At 53.6% G+C, this 25,462-nt stretch carries 19 protein-coding genes; 7 read left to right on the top strand and 12 right to left on the bottom strand.

Annotation, left to right across the window (positions count from 1 at the left end):
- Positions 1-47: 47 nt before the first annotated feature.
- Positions 48-3,071 carry a SusC/RagA family TonB-linked outer membrane protein gene (locus BN8_RS05370; RefSeq protein ID WP_009280799.1) on the bottom strand — a complete coding sequence of 1,008 codons (3,024 nt, stop codon included), beginning with the start codon at positions 3,069-3,071 and terminating at the stop codon, positions 48-50.
- Positions 3,072-3,377: 306 nt separating this feature from the next.
- Here BN8_RS05370 and BN8_RS05365 point away from each other — a divergent pair, with 306 nt between their 5' ends.
- A complete protein-coding gene (locus BN8_RS05365) occupies positions 3,378-4,526 on the top strand; it encodes a LacI family DNA-binding transcriptional regulator (protein WP_009280798.1) in 1,149 nt (382 codons plus the stop codon).
- Between the two features lie 43 nt (positions 4,527-4,569).
- On the opposite strand, the gene BN8_RS05360 is transcribed toward BN8_RS05365, so the two are convergent.
- The 7 genes from BN8_RS05360 to BN8_RS05330 form a co-directional block, all read right to left on the bottom strand.
- Complete coding sequence (locus BN8_RS05360) at positions 4,570-6,732, bottom strand: beta-galactosidase trimerization domain-containing protein (protein ID WP_229367744.1); 2,163 nt, start codon at positions 6,730-6,732, stop codon at positions 4,570-4,572.
- Positions 6,733-6,954: 222 nt separating this feature from the next.
- Complete coding sequence (locus BN8_RS05355) at positions 6,955-7,629, bottom strand: hypothetical protein (RefSeq protein WP_009280796.1); 675 nt, start codon at positions 7,627-7,629, stop codon at positions 6,955-6,957.
- Between the two features lie 11 nt (positions 7,630-7,640).
- Positions 7,641-9,278: a RagB/SusD family nutrient uptake outer membrane protein gene (locus BN8_RS05350; protein ID WP_009280795.1), complete on the bottom strand. Its 1,638-nt coding sequence runs from the start codon at positions 9,276-9,278 to the stop codon at positions 7,641-7,643.
- Between the two features lie 92 nt (positions 9,279-9,370).
- Entirely contained in the window at positions 9,371-12,859 is a 3,489-nt protein-coding gene (locus BN8_RS05345; protein WP_009280794.1) for a SusC/RagA family TonB-linked outer membrane protein, read from the bottom strand.
- A 33-nt stretch (positions 12,860-12,892) separates the two neighbouring features.
- Positions 12,893-13,942, bottom strand: coding sequence for a FecR family protein (locus tag BN8_RS05340; RefSeq protein ID WP_009280793.1), 1,050 nt, complete (start codon positions 13,940-13,942; stop codon positions 12,893-12,895).
- Positions 13,943-14,047: 105 nt separating this feature from the next.
- The gene (locus BN8_RS05335; RefSeq protein WP_009280792.1) at positions 14,048-14,608 is read right to left on the bottom strand and encodes an RNA polymerase sigma-70 factor; all 561 of its coding nucleotides are present in this window, start codon (positions 14,606-14,608) and stop codon (positions 14,048-14,050) included.
- Positions 14,609-14,697: 89 nt separating this feature from the next.
- On the bottom strand, positions 14,698-15,000 hold the full coding sequence (locus tag BN8_RS05330; protein WP_009280791.1) for a DUF4286 family protein: 303 nt from the start codon (positions 14,998-15,000) through the stop codon (positions 14,698-14,700).
- An 84-nt stretch (positions 15,001-15,084) separates the two neighbouring features.
- Here BN8_RS05330 and BN8_RS05325 point away from each other — a divergent pair, with 84 nt between their 5' ends.
- Positions 15,085-15,525 carry a hypothetical protein gene (locus BN8_RS05325; RefSeq protein ID WP_009280790.1) on the top strand — a complete coding sequence of 147 codons (441 nt, stop codon included), beginning with the start codon at positions 15,085-15,087 and terminating at the stop codon, positions 15,523-15,525.
- Between the two features lie 126 nt (positions 15,526-15,651).
- On the opposite strand, the gene BN8_RS05320 is transcribed toward BN8_RS05325, so the two are convergent.
- Positions 15,652-17,211 (bottom strand): hydroxymethylglutaryl-CoA reductase, encoded by a 1,560-nt coding sequence (locus tag BN8_RS05320; protein WP_009280789.1) that lies wholly within the window; start codon positions 17,209-17,211, stop codon positions 15,652-15,654.
- Positions 17,212-17,318: 107 nt separating this feature from the next.
- On the opposite strand from BN8_RS05320, the gene BN8_RS05315 reads away from it, so the two are divergent.
- Positions 17,319-18,068: a TIGR04283 family arsenosugar biosynthesis glycosyltransferase gene (locus BN8_RS05315; protein ID WP_009280788.1), complete on the top strand. Its 750-nt coding sequence runs from the start codon at positions 17,319-17,321 to the stop codon at positions 18,066-18,068.
- Positions 18,069-18,281: 213 nt separating this feature from the next.
- Here the strand turns inward: BN8_RS05315 and BN8_RS32395 are convergent, their stop codons facing one another.
- From BN8_RS32395 to BN8_RS05305, 3 genes are all read right to left on the bottom strand, one after another.
- Positions 18,282-18,581, bottom strand: a complete 300-nt coding sequence (locus BN8_RS32395; protein WP_009280787.1) for a hypothetical protein — start codon at positions 18,579-18,581, stop codon at positions 18,282-18,284.
- Between the two features lie 125 nt (positions 18,582-18,706).
- Positions 18,707-19,975: a glucuronyl esterase domain-containing protein gene (locus BN8_RS05310; protein ID WP_009280786.1), complete on the bottom strand. Its 1,269-nt coding sequence runs from the start codon at positions 19,973-19,975 to the stop codon at positions 18,707-18,709.
- Between the two features lie 555 nt (positions 19,976-20,530).
- On the bottom strand, positions 20,531-21,538 hold the full coding sequence (locus BN8_RS05305; protein ID WP_009280785.1) for an IS110 family RNA-guided transposase: 1,008 nt from the start codon (positions 21,536-21,538) through the stop codon (positions 20,531-20,533).
- A gap of 563 nt (positions 21,539-22,101) precedes the next feature.
- Here BN8_RS05305 and BN8_RS05300 point away from each other — a divergent pair.
- The 4 genes from BN8_RS05300 (at position 22,102) to BN8_RS05285 (ending at position 25,458) form a co-directional block, all read left to right on the top strand.
- Positions 22,102-22,614: an RNA polymerase sigma factor gene (locus BN8_RS05300; RefSeq protein WP_009280784.1), complete on the top strand. Its 513-nt coding sequence runs from the start codon at positions 22,102-22,104 to the stop codon at positions 22,612-22,614.
- 312 nt (positions 22,615-22,926) lie between these two features.
- On the top strand, positions 22,927-23,172 hold the full coding sequence (locus BN8_RS32800; protein ID WP_144051593.1) for a hypothetical protein: 246 nt from the start codon (positions 22,927-22,929) through the stop codon (positions 23,170-23,172).
- A 289-nt stretch (positions 23,173-23,461) separates the two neighbouring features.
- Positions 23,462-23,776, top strand: coding sequence for a hypothetical protein (locus tag BN8_RS05290; protein ID WP_144051592.1), 315 nt, complete (start codon positions 23,462-23,464; stop codon positions 23,774-23,776).
- Between the two features lie 512 nt (positions 23,777-24,288).
- Positions 24,289-25,458, top strand: a complete 1,170-nt coding sequence (locus tag BN8_RS05285; protein WP_009280782.1) for a spore photoproduct lyase family protein — start codon at positions 24,289-24,291, stop codon at positions 25,456-25,458.
- Positions 25,459-25,462 lie beyond the last annotated feature (4 nt).

Here is a 25,462-nt window from a genome sequence, read left to right as displayed (position 1 = left end):
AAGAGACAGGCCCCTGTTAAATGGTTAGGCTATTCGCTCATTCGCAATTAAAATGTAACCTGCAATCCACCCAGGAACGACCGGGCAGGGGGATAGACTAAGTTGTCGACTCCAATGACGGTGTTGTTCCCGGCGAAGGTGTTGACTTCCGGGTCGAAACCGGTGTAATTCGTGATCGTGAAGAGGTTGTTGGCGCTGGCGTATACTCGAACCCGCTCAATGCCCTTGAACTTCGGCAGGGTATAGCCCAACGTAATGTTCTTGCAGCGGAGGTACGAGCCATCCTCTACAAAGCGGTCGCTGACGGGCAGGCGACTTCCCTGAGCGGCACTGGCGTACTCGTTATTCGGGTTTGTAGGCGACCAGCGATTGACCACGCCTTTCAGCAGATTACGCTGACCCAATGGTGTCTCAAAAGCAAACCGCGCCTGGTTGAAGATTGAGTTACCCTGTGTTCCCGACAGAAAAGCACTAAAATCGAAGTTCTTGTAAGCCAGATTGGTTGAAAAACCGAAGATGAACGTTGGGTTCGGGTTGCCGGTGAAGATTTGGTCGGCCGAGTTGATGGTACCATCACCGTTGATGTCCCTGATTTTGTGGCCACCCAATCGCCCGTCGTAGCCCGGCAGAATCGTTTCGCCGGTTTGGTTAATACCGTCGAATACATACGTCTTGAACATGCCCAGCGGTTGCCCGACGCTCAGTACGCTGTAGGTTGTCACAAACCGTTCGCGCGTGACACCACCGTCCAAATCAACAATTTTGTTGCGGTTAATCGTAGCGTTAGCGGATACATCCCACCGAACGGCTCCCTGAAGAAGGCGGGCGTTCGTAGCCAGTTCTATCCCCTGATTTTGAAGACGGGCAAAGTTCCCGACAATACTACCGTACCCCGACGAAAGCGGTAAGCCTTTGACATACAACAGGTCACGAGTGTCTTTATTGTACACGTCCATGACCAGACTCAACCGATTGTTGAACAAGCTAAGGTCCAGACCAATGTTTGTCTGAATGGAGCGCTCCCAGCGCAAGTCCGGATTAGCAATACCCGACGGGTTGATCCCGGTCTGGTAAACATGGTTGAACTGATAATCACTACCCGACGCTGACACTGTAGCCAACGACCGGTACGGACTAATGCCGCCCGCGTTTCCGGTAATTCCCCAACTGGCGCGCAATTTTAGATCCGTTAACCAGTCAATGCCTTTCAGAAATGGCTCTTCGATAATACGCCAGCCCCCCGACACGGCCGGGAAAAAGCCGTATTTGTTATTTGCCCCAAACTTACTCGAACCGTCCACCCGAGCGGTCAGATCCAGAAAGTAGCGGTCCTTAAAGCCGTAGTTGATTCGACCGAGGTAGGAATCCAGGCGCTCTTTCGAGCGAAAACTACTGACTGTACGGTTGAGGGCCAACTGCAAAGCCTCGTTAGCTGTTGCGTCGTTCGGGAAACCATTGGCATTGATTACGTTCTGGTCGTACAGATTGCTCTGCGTTGCAAACACCCCCGTAATTTTCAGCGAGTGCTGAGCTGCCAACGCAGTGGCATAGGTCATGATACTTTCGTGCAGTAGAACGGTGTTACTCTCATTCGTTTTCGAACCTGAACCCGAGTTATCGTTCAGGTCGTTACGGGAGACAATCGAGCGGGGCGAATACACGTCGCGTAACCGGTTATCGAGATCAACATTGAACGACGCCCGGTACGTCAGTCCTTTCAGTAATGACGCTTCACCATAGAAGTTAGCCAGGGTTCGGCGGATAGCAATCTGGTTTGAGATAGCGGCCAGACCGAGCGGGTTGGCCACCTCGCGGTATTGCCCGTTGGCCTGCTCACCAAAGGGAAAAATACTGCCATCTGGCCGGTAAGGCTGTAAGGTCGGCGGAGCCCCTACGGCCGCACCCAGAATGCTGCTCGTCACCACATCAGCATCCCCCAGGTTTTGCGTACCGTACGGTACATTCTTGCTGACAGAATAGCTACCCAAAATGCTGGCGCCCATTTTAACGCGCTCGCTAATCCGGTGGTCGAGGTTTACACGTACGGAATAGCGCTTAAAACCCGAGTTGATAACGATTCCCTGCTGGTCAAAATAGTTAGCCGAAACCGCCAGTTGGGTCTTCTCCGAGCCACCGTTAATACTTAGCTGGTGATTTTGAATAGGAGCCTCCCGAAATATCAGATTCTGCCAGTTGACGCCTTCGCCCAAACTGGATGGGTTCTGGTAAAAATTATTCCGGAATACCTCATTCTCCAGTTGCGCAAATTCAGACGCATTAAGCACCGGCAGTTTTCGGTTTACCTGCTGCGTTCCGTAATAGCCGTCGTAGGTAACACGTGTTATACCAGCTTTACCCCGCTTGGTCGTAATCAGAATAACGCCGTTGGCCGCCCGTGATCCGTAAATTGCCGTTGCCGACGCATCTTTCAGAACTTCAACCGACTCAATATCATTCGGGTTAATGGTCGACAATGGACTAACGTCATTAATACCTCCACCATTCGAAATCTGAATGCCGTCAACAATGTACAGCGGCTCCGACGTGCCATTAATGGAGTTCGTTCCCCGAATCCGTACGCTGATATTGCCACCCGGTGCGCCCGAGTTCTGATTGATCTGAATACCCGAAACGCGGGCCTGCAACCCCTGCGCTACGTTGGCAACCGGTGTCTGCACAATGTCAGCGGCTTTCACGGACGCGATAGAGCCCGTAGTTTCAATCTTGCGCTGCGTTCCATACCCAACCACGACCACTTCCGACAGCGACCGTTCGTCGGACGACAGGCTCAGGTCGATAGTGGAGCGGTTACCTACGGCAACTTCCTGCGAAGCAAAGCCGATGGATGAGAAGGTGAGCGTCGCACCCGCCGGAACGCCTGTCAGGGAATACCGACCATTTGCATCGGTTGTGGTGCCTTTCTGGGTACCTTTTATGACAACGTTAACGCCGGGTAATCCCTCGCCGGTTTGGCTGGTGACGCGTCCCGCCACGGTGCGATCCGGTGTTTGCGCAATGGCCATCCCGCACGTGGACAGGACAAACCAGAACAGGCAGAAGAGGTGCCTCATACGTGAAGTAAGATTAAGGTTAGTATCAAGTAAGCTTCTTGGAAAAAGTAAAAATCGGACTAATAAACAGCGTTGATTAACAGACACGATTAGCAGACTTTGAGACGGAAGCTATTAGCCCGAATTGACTTTTCAAGTGAAATTCATAGATTTATCCAACAGAAAACACCGGGAACGTTCCCGGTAACGAAACCGATAGGTGGTGATTCTCTTTGAGGTACTGGCAAAGCTGAACATACCAGTTGTGAGCTTGGCAGGCCTGCCACATACTACCAAAATCTCGTATCACGGAAAAAGACAATTCACATGGTTAAATGTCCGCATTGTCAGCAGGTTGACGCGATCAATAAGACAGGAATTGTGCGGGGGAAACAACGCTATTTCTGCAAGTCGTGCCAGGTGCATTTCAGCTTCCCAACCGCCGAAGCTACCCGCCCGATGCGACGGCATCAGGTTACGATTGTTGATATTGCGAAGGAGCTGGGTATTTCAAAGTCAACGGTGTCCAGGGCGTTGCGCGGGCAGTCCGATATTCATCCGGGTACCCGACAGGCGGTCCTGGACGCGGTCAAGCAATTCGACTACCAGCCTAACCTGCTGGCACACAGCCTGGTAAAAAGCCGCACAAACACCGTTGGCATTATAGTGCCGGAGTTTGTCAGCTTCTTTTTCCCCAAGGTGATTATTGGTGCCCAGAACGTCCTGGCCGACGCAGGTTACAATGTTGTCATTTGTCACTCCAACGAATCGTACGAAACAGAAGTAGCCAACGCCAGGGCACTACTGGCTAGCCGGGTGGACGGTCTGCTGGTATCGCACACCAAGGAAACCCGTAATTTTGAACACTTCCGGGCGTTTCAGCGTCGCGATATTCCGGTGGTGTTTTTCAACCGGTTTTGTGAAGACATGACTGTATCGAAAGTAACGGTCGACGATCAGGCGGGGGCATTCAGGGCCGTTGAGCACCTGATCCAGACCGGTCGCCGACGTATCGCCCACTTAGCCGGCCCCGATAGCCTGGCCAACAGTCGGAACCGGCTGAACGGCTACCGTGATGCCCTCAGGCAGTACGGCATTGCCGAAGAACCAGAACTGGTTATCTCCTATGATCTGACGCTCGAAAAAGCAAACATTTACATCAACCACCTGCTGAACTTGCCCCAACCACCCGACGCCCTGTTCACCATCAATGATCCGACGGCGATCGAAGCACTGCAAGTGATCAAAAGCCGCGGTCTGCGCATTCCCGACGACATTGCCATTGTGGGATTCAGCAACGATCCGGTATCCGCCTTGGTAGAGCCGGGTCTGACAACAGTCTCACAGCCGATTAATGAGATCGGGCAGGAATCCGCACGGTTACTGCTCCGGCAATTGACCAGCGAGGAAAAATTTGAACCTCAGACGGTTGTATTACCCACCGAGTTGATTGTGAGAGGGTCGACGGTTGCGTAGCCTGGCCCGCTGGTGCGTATCCTGACCGTTGATCCAGGTTACATCAACGCTCTGCCCTGACCCACCGACCACTATTGGCATCGATGCGGATGGGTTGGCTGAGGTTAATCGGCTCACTCGTTACCGCGTCTTTTGCGTTTTTGTACCGCATCGTACCCGTCGCCAGGGTTACGCTTTTGGCCGGACCATCATTGACCAGAAAATAATGGTCGGCTTGTGGGCTTGCCAGACGATAGGCAATGGCTCCATCGCAGGTGTAGGGGGCCTGATACGGTCCAAGCGTACTGGCAAGTAGTTGTTTTTCGGAGGCTGCATTGTTCGGTCTGAAGCACATCCGAGCGGCTTCGTAGCCCAGCACAACGGCCGTTCCCTTACCAAACCGGTGTTCTGTCACGGCCGGTTGCCCATCGTCGTAGCGGCTAATGACCTTTGCTTTCGTAGGCAGAAGACTGGCAATCATGCCCGTCACGGTTGTCTCACCCAGCTTATACGTCCGGTTAGCACCGGCCCCCTGGTACTCGCGAATCGTTACGCCGGTTAGCCGCTCAAATGGCGTTCCGTCGTTGGTTGGAAACAGCGCGGCATAGTCATCGTAGTACGCCGAGGGTACATCCAGCACCAGCCGCCCACCCTGTTCAACGTAGGTCGTCAGCAGTTTCAGCAACTCATCGCTCAGACTCAGTTCAGCAGGCAGGTAGATGACCTTATACCGTGGCCCCAGCCCTTTTTTCAAATCCGGCACGGTAACGTACTCAAAGGGTACGTTGGCGTTGATCAGCGCCCGGCTAACCCCCACGCGGGCCTGCATCGGCCGGTGCTTAAATTCATCGCGGCCCGATTCGGTCATGGCCGCCCACATGGCTTCGTTGTGCCAGTCATACAGCACACCGACGACCGGCTCCTTATGCGCGGCCCACAGCTCGTCGCGGTAGCGGTTGGCGGCTTGCCCAATCTGCCCCATTCGGATGGCGCGGGGCGTCACCTGGTTATGGCGGTCCAGTAAGGCGTATTCACCGGCCTCCCAGCCAGCCGTGCGGGCGTTGTAAGCCCAGGCACCCCAGCCACGAAACCCGGCCGCGATCTGGCTCAGCAGAAATTGCGTAATGGTGCCTTCATCAACCGTGAAGTCGGCTCCACCGCCCCTACCCCCGCTAAATTGCTGCGGTCCACCAGTCGACTCCCAGGTAGCCGCCCAGCCGCCTTTGAAGAAGTCATTGGCTAATGACGCCTGCATGTAAAACGGCCGTACCAGTTCGTAGTTCACCTCGCCATAATGCCAGGCAAAGTGAATCGACGGGTAGAATGAGCCGTATTGAGTCATCAGATCGGCGATACGTTCCAGATCAACGCCATACCAGGCCAGCGGGTGAAACAACCCGATTTCGCCCCCACCCCGAAACACCGCGCTGGAGTCGAACGCCCGGAATTGTTCGCAGGTCTGCCGGATGCTCGCGATGCCATGTTCGGCTTTGAAATTAAGGATGTCATGCAGATGCCGGTATTCTTTGCCGCCCAGTTTATCGTAGCGTTGCTCAAAATCATCCCACGACTGAAATGGCTCAGTCTCGCCGGGCTGCAAACCCGCATGGTGCTGGTTCCATGCTTTATTCAACTGCCCGATGGTGCCGTACTGCTTCCGAACCCACTGCCTGAACTGTTGCTTACCACGCTCGGTCAGGTCGAAGCCGCGCCCACCAAGTTCCGGTTCATAAGCCACGCTGCGATCCTTGAGCGGCCTGCCATTTGTTTTGATATAGGCTTGGGTATTAAGAATCCGACGACGCAACACCTCCGTCTGATATGCTATTATGCGCGGGTGTCGTCGTACTTCCGTCATGGGCGTTTGAAGCGGGATAGCCAGCTTTTTGAGCAAATTGTCCGTAATGGCCTCCCAGCCACCTTCGCCGTACCACCACGGAATAATGCCTTCCTCCAGTGCCATCAACTGCACCTGCTCGATCGTCCAGCCGGGTACGGTCATAATCTGCTTAAGGGCGTTGAAGCCCAGGCGTTTCATGGTGCGAAAGTGTTCGCGGATTTCTTTTTCACCTTCGCCCGGCCGCTGCACGTACACCGCTCCGACCGGTATAGGCGCGAGTTGGCGGTATTTGGTTTGTGCTCGTGATTCGTGCAGGCGGTCGTAGAGTTTGTGTAAAAATGGGTCGCTGGATTGACTGTAAGCTGTAGTTGAGATTAACCAGACCAACAAAATTGTTTGACTGACCGCCCTTGATTTCAGCATCACCGCATTATAAAGTTATAATTCACTATTGACCTTTGATTACTTAGGGCATTTTAAGATAACTTCTGTGTCTTACCCCCAACCCCCTGAAGGGGGCTTAGCGCTGCTAATGTCAAGTTTTTGGTTCAAGCGGAGCTAAGCCCCCTTCAGGGGGTTGGGGGTAATATAAAGTATATATTCATTCTTTCATCGCTTCGTAAAGGTGGCCGTAAACAATACCGGTCGGCCGGCCCAGGCAGACGTACTATTCTGGTTTGCCGCCGTAATCGGCACCTGCGGCAGGTTGGCTACGTTAGTTGGCGACTGGAACGACAGCACCAACCGCGATCCGTTCAGTTCCTGAATGGAATAGGCGTAGTTCTGGTACGTAGCGGGTGCAAAGCTGGCTGAGTTATTCGCTCCAACCGATACGTTGCCGTGCGACACGATGTCGTAATTCCAGCGGGTAATTTGCCCGGCCGTGCGAGTGGCTACGCCAATCCGGAGCAACGAACCACCCTCGGTAGCGCCCGTCACGAAAAAGTAGCCACGCTGGCGAATACCCCGGTTGGCCAGGTAAAACGTATCAAGGCCGGTCGTAGCGGCATTTCCAAAGGTCAACGTATCCGTAAAGGCCGTGATCGGATTGGGACGACCAGCCACCAGCAACGGTTGCGTCGTGGGCGTCAGGCGAATGGCCGTATCACGCTGGTTGGGCGCTAAGCCGATCTGATAACGCATGGTCAGTTCGGTGGGGAGCCAGGTACCACGAAGCTGACTCTTTCGGGTTTCATCGGCCGATATACTGGGTAATGTTTCGTCCTGGCAAGCGACAAAGGCTACACCGAGCAGGCAGATTATCAGGATGTTGATTCGTTTCATGAGGGTCAGGATTAATCGTTCTGTGTAGCGAGCGGATTCCGATCCAGGAAGGTCTGCGGTATTAAAAACACCAGCAAACGGCTATTCCAGGGCACTTCGTTGCATCCCCCGGCTGCGCAGTCAGCCCGGTTGGGCGACAGTGTCCGGTCGCCGGGGTTAACGCTGGCCCGTCGTCGTTTGAGGTCGTGTACCCGCGTTCCTTCGGCGTACATTTCCCGAACGTATTCTGTCCGTATCTGGTCGAGCAAGTCGGTTGGCGCTGCCGCCAGGGCAGGCAACCCGGCCCGCGTCCGAACGGCGTTGAGGTCTGCCAGTGCCGTGGCAGCATTGCCTTTCCGGGCGTTGGCTTCGGCGCGCATCAACACAAATTCCGCCGACCGAAACAGGGAAACGTTCATGTTCACCCCCTGCGCCGGTCCCAGGTTGGTAGTACCCAGATGGCCCCATTTTTTGGTGAACCACAGCCGATTGGGGCTATCCCAGGCCGCGTTGGCATTGCTGGCCTGCGAGGTATCGATCAGGTTTCGGTAGCGTAGATCCCGCTGGCGGTCGAAGTTGGCGAGGGTTTTGAAGCGCTGACTCAACCGCAGGTTCGGACCGGAGTTCAGGTTGTTCACGTTCGCGAGTTGAGCGGCTGTGTAGTTCGTTTGCAGTACATAACTCGCACGAATCGGTGCTCCATTCGTTGTGCGTGGATTGCGTCCAACCACGTGTACCAGTTCAAAAATCACCTCACTGCGGTTCGTGGCATTGGTTGTCGGCAGAATACCCGCCCGCTGATAAACGTTCCTTAGCAACGTAGCACCCGGCTCCAGCGGGAACCGGTTGGCGCTGCCCGCGCCCAGCAGCCGGTTCGTGACGGCCAGCACGCTGTCCATATTGTCCTGCTGCCAGTACACCCGCGCCATCAGCGCCAGTGCTGCGTATTTGTTGCCCCGTGGCTGAAAATCGACCGGATGCAAAGCGGGATCATAGGCGTCGGGCAGTAGTTGCTCGGCGCGGTGCAGATCATACAGTACACTATCGTAAGCCGCTTTGACACTCAGTCGCGGATACGCCAGATCCCCGAATGTAGACAGCGACTGGAAATTACCGATTGGCCCCGGCTGCGCGTTATCCGGCTGAAAGCCCCACGGATACCCCAGCAATCGCGTTTGCTCAAACACGCACAACGCCCGCACAAACCGGGCCTCACCCTCGATCCGGTTTCGCTGGCGGGCAATGTCCCGGCGCGGATCAGCTTCGCCGGGCGTCTGCACCTGATTCAGGCGCAGGACCTCCAGTACGTTGTTGGCATTGTTGAGCCCAAACGTCGACCATTGCAGAAACTCGGCCTGCGCGCCATAATCCTCTTCGCGGTGCGTCCATAGGTACACCCGCGATAGTCGGCCGGGGTTATTGCGGAAGTTCGTGTTATTAACCGTCACCAGGTCGCCGAACATATCGCCGATCAGAACAGCGTTTCCTGAAAAGGCAACCTCACGGGCAATTCCTGAATAGGCACCAGTCATCAGAATATCCAGGTCCTCAACGGTACGCAGATTTTCGCGCGAAATCAGCGTTGATGAGGTTGGTTCGGCGATGAACTTTTCGCAGGCTGTTAAACCGCATAAGAGAGCGATGAATAGTAGAAAATGTATCTTTTTCATGGCTAAGTTCTTTTATACTCACACCCCTACAGGGGGCTTCTGCTCAACAATGAAGCAGGTGCAGAAGCCCCCTGTAGCGGGTTGGGGGTACTTTAAAATCCCACATTTAACCCGATACTCACCGTCCGAACCTGCGGCAGATCGTTGCTGGTCACCCCCGGCTGGAGGTTGGCCGTTCCCTGCTCGCCCGGCGTATTACCTACACCCGCATTCCGGAAAATCTCCGGGTCCCAGCCTTTGAATTGGGTAAGCGTCAGCAGATTCTGCCCCGTTACGTAGATACGGGCGGTCCGCAGCCGAAAACGCCGGGCCGTTTCCCGGGGCAGCGAGTAGCCAATCTGGATGTTTTTCAGACGGACAAACGACCCATCGTGCAGAAACCGGGTCGACTCAAAGCCCCGGGCATTCGATTGCCATTGCAGCCGGTAAACACCACCTGTTTCTGCCCGACGTACTTCATCGCTCAGGTTGCCGATGCCCGGGACCTCTGTCCGCAGCACCTGCCCGACTGTCGGGTAACTCTGCGAGCGTTCACCCTGGTCGTAGATCCAGTTGCCGTATTGGTAGTACAGCAGGAAGCTCAGGTCAATCTGGCCGAGCGTGAAGGTGTTGGTCAGGCCACCGAAGAAGGTAGGATACGGTGTTTTGCCGGTTTGGATAAACTGATTGTTAGCCGACTGATTATTAATTGTCCCATCCCACAGATTACCCGTGCGTACGGTTTGTCCCGTAACGGTAAATGCCGTCCGGTCGCGTTCGTAAAACAGTTCGTTGCCCGTTGCCGGATCGAAACCGGCGAACGTGGGCATGTAGTACGTCCCCAGCGGATAACCCACAGCCGCAATACTCGGCCCGCTGATGAATTGATACGGATAGTTCAAAAACGACGCCGTGTACGTACTCAGCACCTCGTTTTTGTTGCGGGCGATGTTGAAGTCGGTCGTCCAGCGAAAACGCGGCCGGACGATGTTCTGCGAACTGACGCTGAACTCCAGCCCCCGGTTACGTACCGAGCCCAGGTTCAGCGTCATGGTGTTGTTAATGGTGCCATAGAGTGGGCCAAGGCTGTATTCCAGCAGCAGGCCGTCGGATATTTTGTTATAGAAATCGAACGAACCCTGGATGCGGTTGTTCAGCAACCCAAAGTCAAGCCCCGCGTTAAACTGGCGGGTAGTTTCCCAGCTCAGGTCCTGGTTGCCCGGATTCGTAAACTGCCCGCCCTGAATGCCACCGTAAATGGCTGCGTTGTAGCCAACGTAAGTGAAGGTCTTCTGCCACGAAAAGTTGCCGATTTCAGCATTACCGGTTGAGCCATACGACGCCCGGAGTTTGAGCAGCGAAACGGCTTTCAGGCGGTCGCGCAGGAACGGTTCATCGCTCAGCACCCACCCCACAGATACGCCCGGGAATGACGCAAACCGCCGACCCGGACCGAACCGCGACGAGCCATCGGTCCGAAAACTGGCTTCGAACAGGTATTTGTCCTGAATGGCGTAGTTCAATCGCCCAAAGAATGATACAAACCGAAACGCCGGGCTATCGTCGGTCTGGACAACCCGCGCCGTATCGCTGCCGCCCCGTGCGCCTTCGGGCACGTTTTCGGTAATGAACGTATTGGACTTACCGCTCTGGCTCTGCACGCTGTTGCCAAGGAGAATCTTCAGGCTGTGGTACCGGAACAGTTTCCGGGTGTAGGTCAGCGTATTGTTCGTGTTCCAGGTGTTGTTGGTAGCATCCCGGTTTTCGGCCCTGCCGTTTCCGTTTCGCTCCTGGCCATTAACCCCCGCCGGAAATACCGCCGGTGTTTGCAGCACATCGTTGGTGCTTTTCTGGAAGTCGTATCCCCACTCGGTACGTAACACCAGCCCCGGCAGCGGCTCCACTTGCAGGAAGGCCGTATTGATGCTGCGGGTCGTGTTGACAACGTTGCTGTAATTATTCCGGTAAAACACGGGATTCGACCCGATGTTGATCTGATTACTACCGTAGTTAATGCCGTTGAAATACGTACCGTCGGCCAGTTGTACCGGATAAACGGGCAGGGCCGTCGTCAGGGCATACCGAAATGAGTTACCCAGCGGAATGGTTTGCGTTTCCAGTCCATTGATTGACCCATTGACGCCGATCTGCACCTGTCGGATCGGCCGGTACGTCAGATTAACCCGACCACTCAGCCGTTCGAGCGACTGCCCAATAACGATGCCGTTGTCCCGCCGGTACGACCCGCTGGCGTAAACCGATAGCTTGTTCGTTCCCGCACTGATTCCCAGATTGGCCACCCGGTACGACCCTTGCCGAAGCGTTTCCGAAAGCCAGTCGGTAGATGTGTTATAAAGCGTTGCTGAATCCGCTAAAAACCGACTATTAATGTTTGCATCCGAGCCACTTAGAATCCCTGTGGGCAGTAGGTTTACCAGATTTGAAGGCACTGGTGCCAATCCCGCCAGCCGGTTCTGAGCCGCAGCCCGCTTCAGCACGGCGAAGTAATCAGACGGATTAGTCAAAAACTTGACCCGATTGGTCGCGCTCGTAACGCCTTCCTCATAGCTTACGTCGAAGCTCGGTTTACCGCTTTTACCCTTTTTGGTCGTAATCAGAATAACGCCGTTGGCCGCCCGCGACCCGTATAGCACCGACGCCGACGCATCTTTGAGCACTTCCAGGCTCTCAATATCGTTCGGATTGATTTCGGCCAGCGGATTCATGGCGATTCCGCCCGCACCATACGCCGACGTCAGCACCGGTACGCCATCAATCACAATCAACGGCTGGGAATTGGAATTAATGGACGCGACGCCCCGCACGTTGATCCGCACGGCCCCACCCGGCGTCCCACCGGCCTGCGTAATCTGCACACCCGCTGCCCGACCCTGGAGGGCTACATCGGGACTGGCGGCCGTATTGGTCCGGATTGCATCGGATTTGATGGAAGCGATTGAGCCGGTCAGGTCGCGTTTCCGCTGTTCGCCAAAGGCCACTATCTGCACCTCATCCAGCCCCCGCACGTCGGCCACCAGTTTGATGGTGAGGGTGTTTTCATTGCCGACGGTCACCTCCTGCGATACGTACCCCACGTAACTGAAAACCAACGTAGTACTCCCGTTAGGCAACGTAATGCGGTAGTTTCCCTGCGCATCGGACGACACCCCGCGGTTGGTTCCTTTGACGGTGATGTTAACGCCCGGCAACGTTTCGCCACTCTCGCTATCAACCACCTGGCCGGTCAGTACGCGGTCCTGGTTCGATAAAATAATCTGTTTACCAACAATCCGGTACGTTACCTGAAGGGGCGTAAACAACTCGGCCAGTACCTGCATCAGCGGCTGACGAACGACCTGCACCGACGGTTTCAGGTGCCGGAACCGGTCGTCGCTGTACACAAACGTATGGGCGGTTTGCTGCTCAATATCGCGCAGGATAGAGTCCAGCGTTCGTCCCTCTGCCGACAACGTAACGAACGTATTGTCGCCCAGCCGCCCGGCCGGGAGCACTTTAATAGTACTGGCTACATCCTGCGCCCCAAGAAAGGGGCCGCTACTTAGCATGCCGACCAACAGCCAACCAGTAGTGATTCGATTCATAGATAGTAGGGTTAAACTCGGTTGGGATTTATTCTATTCGCAGCCCGGTCCCTTGATGGTAAGCCGGGATTCAGTCAGTTCGTAATCGAACCGCTTGGTCATGGCAATCAGATTCATGACCTCTTTCAGGCTCTGGTTCTGAAACGTACCCGTCAGCGGGCATTGGCGGAGCGATTCATGTTCGAGGGAAACCGGTGTGCCGTACCAGCGCTCCAGTGTTTTGGCCACTTCGCCCAGTGGAGTATTGCGGAAGACAAGCTTGGACTCTGTCCAGGCGATCTGGTTAGCCGCCACCGTCGACTGCGTCATAACTTGTCGCGATGTCAGCGACTGAACAGCTTTCAGGTTCGGCGTCAGGAACAACGTATCAGATACGGGCTGTATCGTCTGTTCAGCCCGCAAGTCGGCGCGTTTTCTGGCCGGCTGCTTCGGAATAAACGCCACCTTACCCGTTACGACCGACGTTTCAACGATACTGTCGCCCGGATACGCCCGGATGTTGAACGACGTTCCCAGTACGCGTACCGACCCGGTTTTCAGCCGCACCACAAACGGCTGTTTCGGATTATGCGCCACCTGAAAGAAAGCTTCTCCCTCCAGCGATACCTCACGCAATGCGCCCGTAAACGTCTTTGGATAGTTCAGCCGACTGTCGGCGTTGAGCCATACGGTACTGCCGTCGGCCAGGTGAATTTTCGAGCGGGTACCTTTGGGGTTAGCCTGCTGTACCAGCGTCGGCTCAACACTTCGGCTCTGGTAGACGTTCCAGCCGATGACCAGCCCGACGAGTACAACGGATGCAGCCGCGACCCAACCCAGCCACGAACGCTGCCCAATCCGGCGGACAGCCGTACCTGTCTCCTCTTCGGCTTCAATACGGCCCCAGACCTGGTTGAACGCCACCGACGTTGCCAGCGATGATTCCGTGGGGGGCGAAGCCTGCCAGTGTTGCCGTAGCGCATCGACCAGCGGCTGCGATTCGGGGTTAGCCTTCAGCCACTCGTTGAACGCCCGCCGTTCATCTTCGGTCGCTTCGTTCGCGAAAATCCTGCCGAGTAGTTCCCAATCAATCGATTCGTTCATCGTTCACATGGTTTCATCTGCTAAGACAGTGTTTGGCCTCAACAACCCGTAAACGATTCAAGAAAAATTTTGAAAATTTTAAGGCAAGAACCCGTCAGGCATTAATCAATGAGAGTCACCCAGAGCAGCAGCCAGTTTTTTGAGGGCAATACCGATCTGAGTTTCTACCGTTCGGGGGGAGATTTGCAGCAGTTCGGCCGTTTCTTTGTATGACAGACCTTGCTCCTTTACAAATTGAAAAACAAGACGGCACTGCGGAGGAAGGTTGTTGATCGCCGTCTGTACTTTCGACTGGGTTTCCTGAAATTCGACGGCTTCGTCGGGGGTTTGATCGGGACCGGCCAGGCCATCAATCGGTACGTCGTGGAAACTCATCAGGACCGGGCTGCCTTTTTTCTGCAACTGATTCAGGCAATGGTTACGGGTAGTGGAGAAGAGATAGGAGCGAAAATTACCGACCGCAGGTAACGTCTGCCGAATTTGCCAGATTTTAACGAATACATCCTGCACGATCTCTTCAGCCGTTTCGCGCACTTTGAGGTAGTATACAGCCAACCGGAGCAACTGCGGATAGAACACGTCAAACAGCATCCGAAATGCCCGGCGATCATCGTGCCGGGCAATGCGGTCGAGCCAATGCTGTAGTTGCTCCGAAGTTGCTTTCACTCAGGCAATTTCTGATTATTCTTCAATATTTTCCTCAAATAGTGGCAAACATTAAAAATAATCAGTTTGTCTCGCCCAAGCCAGAAAGATCAGGCATCTTCCAGTAATGTCCGGAACGATACGTAACGGTCCCGGTAGCGGTCGTGGTGTTGCCGCTGATGGGCCTGAGAAAAATCGTTCTGGTAGATTTCGTAGTCCTCCAGCGTATTGAAGAAATACTGGACGGTATAGGTCACCCCGCCGTTATCGAGTTCGGTAAGTAATCGGAGCACCTTGCTGCTGACGGGTAACCCCGTAGCCATGACGGCGGGAATGTGTTCAGCTTTCATCCACCGGAGCCAGTCCTGCTCCAGGGTTGCATCGATGTTGACGGTAACATTGTAAAGAATCATAGAGCACGAACAACTCTTTTCAACCGAAAGTTGACATTTTGTCTTTTTCTTTGCCTGGTAAACGTTTACCTACTTCTTCAGATTATGTATCCTGGACTTGTTCATGCTCACTCGGGGCTTCGCTGGATAGCCCTTATTTTATTACTTGCAGCCGTTGTGGTCGCGTTTCAACGCTGGCAGGGTCGCTCCGGCTACACGGACGGTAACCGTAAGCTATACCTGTTTACCCTTATTTCCGTCCATATTCAACTGGTGCTGGGGCTGATTCTGTATTTCGTCAGTCCTAAAGTGCAGTTCGACGGTGCGTTGCTGAGCGATAAGGTATACCGCTTCTACACCGTTGAGCACATCACGGGTATGCTGGTGGCCATCGCCCTCATCACGGTCGGCTACTCGCGGTCGAAACGCGCCACCGACCCCACTACCAAGCAGCGGTTTGTCGCCATCTGGTATGGTCTCGGGCTGCTGCTTATTCTGGCTCTGATTCCCTGGCCGTTCCGTATTCCCGGCGCGGGCTGGTTCTGATGATGGCTGAGTTTCAAATTTCTGTCATCCCGACGTCAGGACCGGGCCGCCGGGATGACAGAAAAAGCACATTGGAGACTTTCAGCTCGTTTGTTCACTACGGGCGCATGAGCCCATATCGACCCGTTACTTCCCCGCAAATCGGCTGCTTTCGTGGCTTGACACCCAGTCGAGCGACGAGATAGCCGCAGCGAGCGACAGTTCTCCCGCGGCTACGACCCCAGCCATGATTTCGGCCAGTTTGTTCACCTGGCCGGGACCGAAGCAACCCATCAGCTCCAGACATTCCCGCTGCGTTGGTAGGGCGGTGCCGCCCCCCACCGTGCCGATAACCAGCGACGGCAACGTAACCGAACCGTACAGATCACCTTCGGGCGTAATCTCCGAATACGTAATGGCCGCCGAAGATTCGGCCAGGCAGGCCACATCCTGCCCCGTCGCGATAAACAGAGCCGCTAAACCGTTGACTGAATGCAGGCCGTTGTTGTTGGTCCCCGCCAGCCGCGCCCCTACGTCGCCGATGCGGGCGTGTCGGTGGAGCTGCTCAGGTTCGACTTGTAGCTCCCGGATCAGCAGATCGCGGGGAATGCGCACCTCTGCCGTTACGCGTTTGCCCCGGCTCCTCAGTACGTTTACCTGCGACGGCTTCTTGTCCGTTGCCAGGTTCGATTCCAGAAAAAAATGGTCAATACCCTCAACCTGCTGCAGGATGTAATTACAGGCCGCCAGCGTCGCCTTACTGACCATATTCTGCCCGGCCGCGTCGCCGGTCGAATAGCCAAAGCGCAGGAACGCCAGCCGGCCGTTCAGGTAGCTATCAATGTACCGTAGTTTAGCGAACCGCGAGGTCGATTCGGCTTCGGCTGCCAGTTCTGGCTGGTGCTCGTTGACCCACTGCACAAACTGACGGGCTTGTCGGGCATCTGCAAACTGGAACACCGGTGCCCGCTGCATCCCGTCGTCCTGCACGGTACACGTAACGCCACCGCTGAGGTTGATCAACTTCATGCCCCGGTTATAGCTGGCCACCAGTGTTCCTTCGGTGGTGGCCATAGGAATCAGGAATTCCCCCTGCGCATGTTCCCCGTTGACCCGCAGCGGTCCGGCTACGCCGATCGGCACCTGTGCCACCCCGATAAACTGTTCGCAATTGCCCGTTACCAGAGCGGGATCGAACGACTGACGAGTTACGTGCTGAAGATCAACCCCTGCAAACTGGCCTACAAACTGTCGGCGCTGGTCGATCGCTTCGGGACTGTAGTCATTGACCGGGTCGCGGGGAACACCGGCAGAGCGGCCCTGGGTTGCTGCTTCCGTTTGTAGTTCATCCTCGACCCGCAGCGTGATGGTACCGAACGGTTGGGTATGCAACGTAATTTCCAGTGTATGCAGCCCGGGCGTCAGGTGGTCGGCATTTGCCCGCACCCGCACCGACCGCCGAAGCGGAAAGTCCAGTGGCTGTGAAGCTGAAATGGCACTTACGGCTACGGGTTCTGCACCATCAGGTTCAATTGTAAAGATGTCGGCAGGGTATTCATGTCCGTCAATCAGAGCCCGTTGCAGGCCCGTAAACCGGGCATCGGCCAGGCGGTTCTTGAGCGAGAAGGTAAAACCAACGCTGGTGTTACGCAGGCTTTGGCGCGTATAAAGCTGCTTCAGCAGCACATTCGGAAGGAATCGAAACACCGTATAGAGGAAAATTTGTACGAAAAGAATGACTAAACTAGCGACCGGCTGCTAGTATCATCCATCGATACGTAAACCGACCCGCCCTAAATTGGTTTGGACTCTGTATGCTCAACGTCTCCATCATCATCCCTACGCTGAACGAAGAGCGTGACCTGCCGCGAACACTTCGCCTGCTCCGGCGCCTGTGTCCCGAACCGCTCGAAGTGCTGGTGGCTGATGCCGGGAGTACCGACCAGACCGTTCGGCTGGCGAAAGCCGCTCAGCAGGACTATCCCCGGCTGCGGGTCGTGGCCTGCCCACAGGTAGGGCGGTCGTGTCAGATGAACCATGCCGCCAGACAAGCCCGGGGCGACATTCTGTGTTTCCTGCACGCCGATACGTCCCTACCCGACGACGCACTTTCAGTGATCAAACGGACCCTCAACGACCCCAGGATTGCCGCCGGTGGTTTTATTTCGGTTATGCGCGGACCAACTAAAACGCGCTGGCTGACGTCGTTTCACAATTACATCAAGACCTACTATGCCCCCATGCTGTTCCGGCCGCATCTGTTCTTTTTCAAAGGTGCCCGGCTCCTGTTTGGTGATCAGGTGATTTTCTGCCGACGGGAGCAGTTTTTGGCCGTGGGTGGCTATACCGATAATATGCCGATCATGGAAGAAGCCGACCTGCTGCTGAAACTGGTACGCTTTGGTCGCATCCGGCAGGTAAACCGCGTCGTGGAATCGTCGGATCGGCGCGTGGCTAAATGGGGGTTCTGGAAAGCGAACGGTATTTTCCTGGCGATTGGGTTTCTATGGGGCATCGGTTACCCGCCGGATAAGCTGAAACGATGGTACGATGATATTCGGTAAATCCGAATGCATATGAGCCTATAGTGCGGTCGGATGTAAATATCTAACCGATAGGGTATTAAGCCTGACCATCTCTACATTTCAACGAGTAGAGTTAAGTCTACTTTTCGGCAATACATTCTGCTTGGAGAATCACTTGTTTACAAACCAGCCACTTTGGGATGACCCGTCCTGAAAAGCGTTGACCGTTTGTCCGATCCTGAAAAAAGGTTGTCAGTTTTGGACTCGATGATTGATACTCAAAATTAATCCTGATAGGAGGTTGACACTGCTGGGTGGGTTGTCGATGACCGGGTTGGTAATGTGGGGGAGCTGTTCCCAGTTAATGCCGTCGTCGCTGATGGATTGGCCCCAGTTTTTATTGTTCCTACAGGGACGAGACCATTCGTCGAACATATAAAACAGGTGGTACTTGCCCTTGTAGCGAATCAGGCCGGTGGGGTCGGCGATTTGCCCGGAGGGTGGGGTAATGCACCTGCGGTCGGAGCGGCTGGTTGTAGTGCATGTTGACATACACACCCTTTTTCGGCTCTGCTTTGGGCGCGCCAGCCGGGTTCTGGCCGTGGGCCGCACGTAGGGCGGTCAGCACATGTAAAATCAACCAAAAGTGTCAGACGCAGAGACACGAGCATAGGGTTTTACAAGTTCTTATCGGCAAAGTTCATGAAACGCTCCCAGTCGTAAAGTAGGATGTCGTGTATGCCGTCACGGAGGTGATAGCCGATCGTGTTGCCTATCGCCATGCCGGGCCTGGGCCAAACCGTAGTGCCCAGGCCCGCTTTCCCATACAGTTTATAGACCGGTTCGGCGTTCAGAGCACTCAAAAACTCCCCTTTCGGGTCGGCAAACAAATCCTGGGAAGCACTGGCGATGTACAAAGGCCGGGGCGCAACTAATGCCAGCAAAATATGCTGATCCATAGGTAAATCATTGGGATGCCCCAGATACGTAAAGTAGTTTTTGCAGTACCAAAACGAATTGTTCTTATGGATGTCAAACACGTTCTCCCCGAAGTTGCGACGGGTCAGGGTTGCCCCGCCTTCACCGGAATCGTTGGAAATGGTCATGGCGAACCGGGTATCCTGAACACCCGCCCATAAAGCGGCTTTGCCCAATCGGGAATGGCCCAGCGAAATCGCTTTCTTCGCATCGACCAGCTTGTCGGTTTCCAGATAATCGAGCATCCGGCTCAGGCCCCAAGCCCAGGCCCCAATAGCCCCCCAGTTGTTCGCTTTGGCCGTGTCGCCCAGCATAGACCGGATGCCTATCTTCCACCCGTCCCGGTGGTCGGGTTCGATATCGCCGTAATAGGCCGTGGCGACAGCGTACCCCCTCTCCAAAATAGCTTCCAGCGGCCAACGGCGGGTTTGTACACCCCTTGCCCACTCGTTGGCTTTGTTTTTCACGACGGCAGGGGTACTCATTGTATCCGGGCTATTTCGCATCCACCGCTCCGACAGGGGAATGTCTTTTTCAGCCGTAATGCCGTGATTGCCCACAAAATTCAGGGAGACAAAAACAGGAACCGGTTTTTTGGCCGCCTTGGGTACGTATAGAACCAGTTCGATGGGTAACAGAGTCGGATACTCGGTCACGTAGATATTGATCCGCTTGCGAATGGCTTGCCCGTTCAGTGCATCATGCTTCGTCTCAACGACCTGAAATCGTAGGGTTAATTTTTTGTCGGGCGTATAGCCATACATCGTTTCCTGAAATGTCCTTAACCAGCTGGCCCGTTGCATTTCCCACTGTTTGGCGGTAGTGATTCGGCCACCACCCGGCAAAGCCAGCGGATCGGGCAGGGCAAATGTACCTACGTTGGCCTCGTCATAGTTATTGACAATTTTCTGAGCGTAGGCCAGGCGAACGGTCAGCAAAAGAAGCAGCGTAACTAGGAGCTTGTTCATTGACTAACTTGTTTTACATCCAGAATCAGATTGTTGAGGTAGTATAACACATTTTGGGTAAATGCGCCAGATTACTCGACACGCATCCACTTGGGTGTTAAAAGTGTCTGAGCAATGGTTTTTAAGTAAGAAGAGACAGTTCAGTAATCGCACCGATTTCTATGACCTAAGCAAGGGGTGAGATATACTTTTCGTTATGTTTCTCTTTCCGGCGAACTACCGCATACACTCGGTGGATGAGCCGCTTCGGCGGTCCGATTGTTCCGAATAGCATTTAATACCGCCCGGCGGCCCGGCAGCATCTTGTCGCTTCGGCGATCCGATCTTGCCTTCGCCTATTTTTCGTTGGTAATACTTTTGCAGCTCGCCTTCCTTTCGGATGCAGGACATCGCTCCTAAATGAAATAAAGCCTTTAAGCGTTTCCTGACGGACGGCCGCTGCCGCTTGATGACTTACTCGGGTTTTACCGCCCGGCGGACCGGCTCGTATACTGGTCCCTGAGCTATATACAAAGACAGCTACACCTACAAGGCAGTCGGACGGATTTCTATGACTTAAACAAAGGAGTGCGAAAAGTTTTCGTCATAATTTCGATCTTGACGAACACAAGCAAAAATCCGGTGGACCATCTTGTTGCGAACGTTGTTGAGAACTAACATTTTGTTCTTTCCTTCGGCCACCTTGCGTTTGTAATATAGTTTCAATTGAGGACAATGCTGAATGGCCGACATGGCTCCTAAATGAAGTAACGATTTGACTTTCTTGTTGACCATATGACTAACCTGGGGTTTTCCTCTTCGTTGGCCAGAACTCCGTTCAAAGGGCACCACGCCAGCATAACAAGCGAATTTCTTGGGGTCTGAAATGGTCGTGAATTCGTTAGTCGCTACGATGATCTCAGCAGCAGTCGTTTGGCTGATGCCCACTACGGAAGTGACTCGCTCAAAAAGTCGTTTTAGTTCAGGATCTCGTTGAGCCAGTTTTGCAATTGCCTGATCAATTGACTGTAGGTCGGCTTTGAGCGATTTGAGAGAAGCGGCACACGCCTGTTGATCAGCCTTACGTTCTGTTTTTCCAACAAAGCCCTCCGTGTCAGTCAGTGGAGTTTGCAGCATTTTAATCACCTTAACCAGGCGGGCACGCTGTGCAGTTAGACGGTCCAGTTGAGCGATGATGGCTCTGGGAGGTGTCCACAGGCGAGCTTCATCGCGGTTCTTGTAAGCAAATAGGGCAATGCGTTTGGCATCTACTTGATCGGTTTTACCCCGTGTCAGTCCCATACTCTCTTGAATATGAGCGGCTCGTTCCACCCAGATAGGGGCACCCTGTCGGTGGAGTACGTTAAGTAATGGGTTATTGTAGATTCCGGTAAACTCCACACAGAATAAGCATTGTTTTAGACTGGCTTTTGTGAGCTGGCGCAACTCTTTGAGAAACTGAGTGATGCCTCTTTTGTCATTAGTTACTTGCTGATGAAACAAGATTTGGTTGGCTTTAGCAACCGCAAAATCCAGAGTGGCTTTGGATACATCTACGCCAATGAAGTAGTCAAATTGCTGCATAAGTTTACAGGGTAAAAAAATAAGGATTGACCAACGTTTAGACCCCTCAATACCTTTCTTATGGGTCGTAAGCCCGCATTTCTATTTGAAGCGAATGTCTAAAGTAATCCGGCAGGTCCCTGAATCCGTCCATAGGTCTTTCCTTGCCGAAGCCTTAAGGTAATCCTGCCGGAGTTGGTTCTCACAGGTTGTGAGTGGGGTTAAGCTACACGTATAATCTTGGAAACGTGCAACGAGGTAAATCTAAAGGCCGAAGCCGCCATCTGCTTGGGATCCGTAATGGTGGTCATTTCGTTGGTAACGAGCGCACACAAACTTCCTCAAAATGATCAAAAAATGAAATTGGTTCCTCAGTCAGACTACAGCCGTTAGCCGTTCGGGGATCCAACAAACAGGCCTCTATGGCCGGCCGGGTTTGAGCGAGATGGCCTGCCGGACTGCTAAAGTAATAGGGAGCGCATTGGGCCGTTCAAAGGAGGAAAATAGTCACCAATAGATTTTCTTTTTACTCCTTGTAATATTTCACTGCTCGCCGGGTACTAATTGCGTAAACTACGGGTAATATGAGTGAGCAGGAGCAGAACCATACCTTCAACGAGTGGCTCGTTCGGTATAAAGCACTGCTTTTTAAAGTCGTACGATCGTATGCCTGGACGGCTATGGATCAGGATGATCTTTTTCAGGAAGTTATCATTCAGATCTGGCGCTCTGTTCCGGGTTTCAGGGGCCAGGCATCCCCGATGACCTGGATTTATCGTATTGCCCTGAATACGGCTATTAAATGGGTCAATAAAGAGCGCAAACATACGCAGGCAAACCAACCACTCGACCAACTGCCGTCTATTTTATCGGAACCTGACGATCAGCCCGATGAACGACTCACCTGGCTGTACGAGGAAATTTATAAACTCGATGAAATAGATCGTTCTCTTTGCCTACTGCTGCTGGATGGGTTCAGCTACAAAGAAATGGCCAGCATTTTGGGTATTTCAGAATCACATCTGGGCGTAAAAATTAATCGGATCAAAAGCCAGCTTGTTTCAAAATCCAAACAGCAGCACTATCATGGAATTTGACGAATTGCAAAAAATCTGGGATTCCCAGACCAGAAAGCCACTCTGGTCGATCAACGAACAGGCGTTGACCGAGCATATTCTGGCCCAAAAAAGTCAGGTACGCAAGATTACCAACATGACAGAACTGCTCTTACTGATTGCTTACGCCGGAGGTGGGCTTTTCGTGCTGGGCCTTAATGTGATCAACCGGTCAGCGAATGTATTTATCTACCTAATGGCGGGCTGGATGCTGGTTACGGGCCTTTATAGTATGGTCAGTCGGATACGTCGATTACAGACTGAAAAAAAACAGATCGCACCCTGCTTGGTGAATTGGATTATGCCCTTGCCATTGCTACCTATCAGGTTCGTCTCTCTCTCCTCATGCGGTGGAACATGCTCCCCATCAGTGTGCTGAGTGTGCTGGGTGTCTGGACAGATGGACAATCCGTTTGGCCAACGCTGGCCCTACTTGTGTTTTTTGTGGTGGGTTATTATACCACCGGTTGGGAGCACAGGCAATACAAAGCCAGAAAACAGGACCTGGAAAAGCTTCGGAGAAAATTACAGGCTGACTGACGTTTACGTTGCAAGTAGACCACGTAAGACAAATAAACGGCAAAAGACATCGATTTACTTCTTAGTGGTTATCCTGGCAAGGGACTGCCTTCTTTTATTTTGTATTAAGGACTTAACTCAAAAAAGCATGCAAGCGCAATCGACAGACACAAAGACGTTTCAATTAACCCAGAATGGACAATTGTTGGGCGAACTAATCTATCAAAATTTATTTTCGTTCAAAGCCGAAATTAGGCTAGCAAATGGCGAATCATACGCAATTCGGCCCATAGGTATTTTTAGCACACGCATGGCTGTGACAAAAGACGGGGCCGAGCTTGCCAGTTTAACCATGAACTGGTTAGGGCAAGTTGTATTGATGGTTCGGCAAACGCAGGAATATGTATTAAAAGCACCGCTTTTTCAGGGCAAGTACGTATTGGAAAATCAGGATGGTGAATTGATAATTCAGTACGACCCCACGTTCAACTGTCGACAGTTCAATTACAAGTACGACATCAGTTACAAAGCAGCCGCCGAAAACAACTTTCTGGTTTTATTGGGCGTTTATGGGGCAACGTATTACATAGCCACCATGTCGGGTGCTACGGCCGGACTAATCTGAAACCATTAACAGCGTCTAACTATTACCCAATCGTTCACTGGAGATACCAACAGGTCGCCGGTCTGATTGACGCATTGATTCACGGATAGCGACCTGCCGGAGCCAGCTCAAGCGGAGTAGGGCAAGCAAGAACACAGCGCTCTCCATAATACGAACAAAATGGCCGATCTTTCACCAGCAACTGGCTTTATTAAGCCCTTTTTAGTCGTTTCTACAATCTCATTTCCTTGAACTGACGGGCGAACGAGTGATTCTTCCATCACAATGGAAACGCCCAACGCATAACAATATGTTGGGCGTTTCCATTGTGATGAAACACTGAATATGATTTCGTCAGCACAGCGTACTGCTATAATGACCAAAATATTTCACAAAACACTAAAAATCAATAGCTTACATATACAACTTAAACCAGATTATGGGATTTATACGGCCGCTATTCGTGTTATTTATCTGGCAGCCCACAGCGAAAGGTTCGTGATGATTTGACGGGTTTGCCCCTCAACGTCGACATGGTATTGGAACATACACCCGCGGCTTCTACGCCTTTATCTCCTCAACAAAATACCCCTGTACGTACTGCGGATACGCGCTCAGCCCGCATCTGGATGCCGAAGCGCGTTGTGTTCACCCCTGATGCGCTCGACGAGCCATTTGGTCAGCAGATTTACGAGCGCGTTACGGCCCTGAACTTGCCGATCGAGGTCATGAAGAACAACCGCATCACCGGCCTGCGCGGAGCCGACGACCGCGAAACGTACCGTATTGCCAAGAACACGCTGGCGGTTGTTAACGCCCCGAAGAGTGCCTTCCGCCTGCAACCCATTCCGCCCTCGGCCGACTGGCAGATGAACCTGGCTGAAGGTTGTCCCGCCCACTGTCAGTACTGTTATCTGGCTGGTAGTCTGGCCGGCCCACCGGTTGTGCGTGTCTACGCCAATCTGCCCAAAATGCTGGAAAGTACGGCTGCCTATGAAGGTACGTACCCACCAAACCGCAGTTGGCAGGGCACAGACGCTGATCGCCCGACTACGTTTGAGGTAAGCTGCTATACCGACGTACTGGGCATTGAACACCTGACCGGTAGCCTGGCTGAATGTATCAAATACTATGGTACGCGGGCGAAAGGGCAGTTGCGTTTTGTGACGAAATACGACCAGGTGGACAGTCTGCTCGATCTGCCCCATAATGGCCAGACCCGCGCCCGCGTCAGCCTCAACGCTGATACGGTTGCCCGACGGCTGGAGGGTGGTACGGCCTCGGTTGAGGCCCGGCTCCAGGCGATTCGTAAGCTGGCCTTACCGAAGGAGTTGGGGGGTGGCGGCTACCCGATTGGTTTGGTTATCGCGCCAATCATGCCGATTCCGGACTGGCGGGAGCATTACACCGCCCTCCTCGACCGCATCGCCGAGGTGCTTGATTTTAGCCGAACCGCCGGACCGCTGGACATGAACGTCGAGTTGATCAGCCACCGCTTCACGCCCGGCTCAAAGGATGTGCTGTTGCAGTGGTATCCCAACACGACCCTCGACATGGAGGAGGCTACCCGCGCCGAAAAGCGCAACAAGTTCGGCGGCACGAAGTACGTTTACCGGCCGGACGACATGAAAGAACTGAAAACGTTTTTCTATACCGAGTGGCAGAAGCGTTTTCCAAACGCACCGATTCTGTACTGGACGTAGCCCT

Origin of the sequence: Fibrisoma limi BUZ 3 (assembly GCF_000296815.2) — a bacterium.
In the GTDB taxonomy this organism is placed as follows: domain Bacteria; phylum Bacteroidota; class Bacteroidia; order Cytophagales; family Spirosomataceae; genus Fibrisoma; species Fibrisoma limi.
This window is presented reverse-complemented; position numbering and strand designations above follow the sequence as displayed.